General features: G+C 72.2%; 3 protein-coding genes and 1 pseudogene. 3 read left to right on the top strand and 1 reads right to left on the bottom strand.

The genetic code is table 11. From position 1 onward, the window contains the following. Window positions 1-489: pseudogene (locus tag AB0K82_RS25030) on the bottom strand (hypothetical protein); the annotation flags it as partial. A gap of 34 nt (window positions 490-523) precedes the next feature. Between AB0K82_RS25030 and AB0K82_RS25025 the strand changes: the two are divergent. The 3 genes from AB0K82_RS25025 (at window position 524) to AB0K82_RS25015 (ending at window position 2,502) form a co-directional block, all read left to right on the top strand. Then, complete coding sequence (locus AB0K82_RS25025) at window positions 524-685, top strand: hypothetical protein (protein WP_364401001.1); 162 nt, start codon at window positions 524-526, stop codon at window positions 683-685. A 147-nt stretch (window positions 686-832) separates the two neighbouring features. Next, complete coding sequence (locus AB0K82_RS25020; protein WP_364400999.1) at window positions 833-1,255, top strand: MarR family transcriptional regulator; 423 nt, start codon at window positions 833-835, stop codon at window positions 1,253-1,255. Window positions 1,256-1,272: 17 nt separating this feature from the next. Then, complete coding sequence (locus AB0K82_RS25015; protein ID WP_364400996.1) at window positions 1,273-2,502, top strand: MFS transporter; 1,230 nt, start codon at window positions 1,273-1,275, stop codon at window positions 2,500-2,502. The last annotated feature ends 134 nt before the right edge of the window (window positions 2,503-2,636 follow it).

Here is a 2,636-nt window from a genome sequence, read left to right as displayed (position 1 = left end):
CGGACGATCTCCCCGAAGCCCAGGGTCACGATCGCCAGGTAGTCGCCGCGCAGCCGCAGCGTCGGAGCGCCCAGGATGATGCCCGACGCCGCCGATCCGTACGGCGGTCCCGCCGTTGGAGAGCGCGACGAACGGCACGGTGACCGCGAGGAAGCCCCAGGTCCCGTGGACCAGCAGGTACGCGGCCATGGCGGCGCCGCGGACGGCCGTGAGCGCGATGAGGATCACGCGAGGGCTGAACCGGTCGGCCAGGGCGCCGAGCGGAACGGACGCCGCCAGGCCCGCCCCGCCGGCGACCGCCATGCCGACGCCCACGAGCGCCGGCGCCAGGTGGAGTATCCGGGTGAAGTACAGCGCCCAGATCGTGAACCACAGGCCGTCCCCGAGCGCGGAGATCCCTCGCCCCCACAGCAGGCGGCGCAGGCCGACTCGATCCGCGTTCGCCGAGCTCGGCGTCGATCCGGACGCCGTACGGGGCGGGCGCCGCAAACTGGCGACGGCCTGCCTGGACCGGACCCGGCGGTTGCCGCACCTCGGCGGCGCGCTGGGCAAGGAGGTCCTCGACGCCTTCGTCGAGCGGGGGCTGGTCGAGCCGCGGCCCGGCACTCGTGACCTCCGGGTGACGGATCGCGGACTCCGTGAGCTGCCGGCCCTCCTGCCCGCTCTCGCCACCGCCGTCGGGTGACGGATCGCGTGACTCCGGGCTCGGCTTCGGCCGCCTCCTCGACCTGACGGATCGGCGCGCTCACATCTCGGGAATGTCCGGGGCGGGTCGGGACGTTCATATGCTTAGCCAAGCTAACTTAGACTGGCTAAGTAATGAGGAGGGCCGATGACCGACCCGCGGACGCTCGCCGAGCACATCAACCGTGGGCTCCGTGACCTCGTGCTCGTGCTGCGACGGGTGAGCCTCGGGCAGCCGATCACGACCCAGCAGATGGCCGTCCTGGGCTCGCTGGAGGCCGGCCCCCGGCGGATGTCCGATCTCGCCGCCGAGCACGGCGTCCGGCTCCCCACGATGACCCGGCAGATCGGGCGTCTGCTGCGGGACGGCCTGGTCGTCCGCGGCCGGCACGCCGACGACGCGCGCGTCGTCACCGTCGAGCTCACGCCCGCGGGCGGGGAGCGGCTGCTGCGGGCCAGGGAACGGCGCATCGACCACCTCACCGAACGACTGATGGCGCTGAGCGAGGACGAGCGGGGGACCATCGAGGCCGCCCTGCCCGCGTTGGCCAAGCTCTTCGCCGACTCCTGAGGAGGACTTTCACCTCGATGGGCGCTACAACCCCCGACTCCCCTAAGACAGGAGGACTCCTCCGTCAGCCGCTGTCCGTGTGGGCGACCGCCTTCGCCGCCGTCGTGGCGTTCATGGGCATCGGCCTGGTCGATCCCATCCTCCCGGCGATCGCGAAGGGGCTCGACGCGACGCCGAGCCAGGTCTCCCTGCTGTTCACGAGCTACTTCCTGATCACCGCGGTGGCCATGCTCGTCACCGGGTTCGTCTCCAGCCGCATCGGCGGCAAGAAGACCCTTCTCATCGGCCTGACGCTGGTCGTCGTCTTCGCGGCGCTGTCCGGCACGTCCGGCTCGGTGGGCGAACTCGTCGGCTTCCGGGCCGGCTGGGGCCTGGGCAACGCGATGTTCGTCGCCACCGCCCTCGCCGTCATCGTCGGCGCGGCCAGCGGCGGCGCCGAATCGGCGATCATCCTGTACGAGGCCGCGCTCGGCCTCGGCATCTCCACCGGCCCCCTGCTCGGCGCGGTGCTCGGCGGGTGGCACTGGAGGTATCCGTTCTTCGGCACCGCGGCGCTGATGGCGATCGGCTTCGTCCTGATCGCCACGCTGCTCCGGCAGACCGCAGGGCCGGTGAAGAAGACCCGCCTGTCCGACCCGATCCGGGCGCTCGGCCACGGCGGCCTGTCCACGACGGCGTTCACCGCGCTGTTCTACAACTACGCGTTCTTCACGATCCTCGCCTTCACCCCGTTCATCCTGCACATGGACGCGCACGGCATCGGCCTGGTCTTCTTCGCCTGGGGCGTGCTGCTGGCCCTGTGCTCGGTGTTCGTCGCCCCCGCGCTGCAACGCAGGATGGGATCGGTCCGGGTCCTCCACCTCGCGCTCACCGTGCTGCTCGTCCTGCAGGTCGCGATCGCCCTGTCCGGGCACACCGGGATCATCGTCTTCGTCATCCTCACCGGCGTTCCGATCGGCATCAACAACACGGTCTTCACCGAGGCCGCCATGGAGGTCTCCGACGCGCCGCGCCCGGTGGCCTCCGCCGGTTACAACTTCGTCCGCTGGCTCGGCGGCGCCGTCGCGCCGTACATCGCCAGCAAACTGGGGGAGGGCGTCGACCCGAGCCTGCCGTACTACGCCGGCGCGCTCTGCTGCCTCATCGGCATGGCGGTGCTGTACACGCGCCGACGGCACCTCCGGTCGCTGGAGCGGGTGGACATCGACCACACCTTCCAGGACGCTCCCACACTCGCGCGGCACTGACCGCCCGGACCGCCGCGCTCCGTACGCGGGTCCGGAGCGGAACGGGCGGGGGGGGGGGGGGCGCCCCGCCCGCGGGGGGGGGAGGGGGCGCGCCGGCGCGCGGCGGGGGGCCCCCCTCCGAGAGAGGGGGGGAC

The sequence above is a fragment of the Actinoallomurus sp. NPDC052274 genome (assembly GCF_040679475.1).
Lineage (GTDB): Bacteria > Actinomycetota > Actinomycetes > Streptosporangiales > Streptosporangiaceae > Actinoallomurus > Actinoallomurus liliacearum.
The sequence above is the reverse complement of the archived record's forward strand: the minus strand, read 5'-3'. Positions and strand labels throughout refer to the sequence as shown.

Bases quoted from the DNA above. Each gene is read 5' to 3' on its own strand.
- AB0K82_RS25020 (WP_364400999.1), top strand. From the start codon at position 833: ATGACCGACCCGCGGACGCTCGCCGAGCACATCAACCGTGGGCTCCGT.
- AB0K82_RS25015 (WP_364400996.1), top strand. From the start codon at position 1,273: ATGGGCGCTACAACCCCCGACTCCCCTAAGACAGGAGGACTCCTCCGT.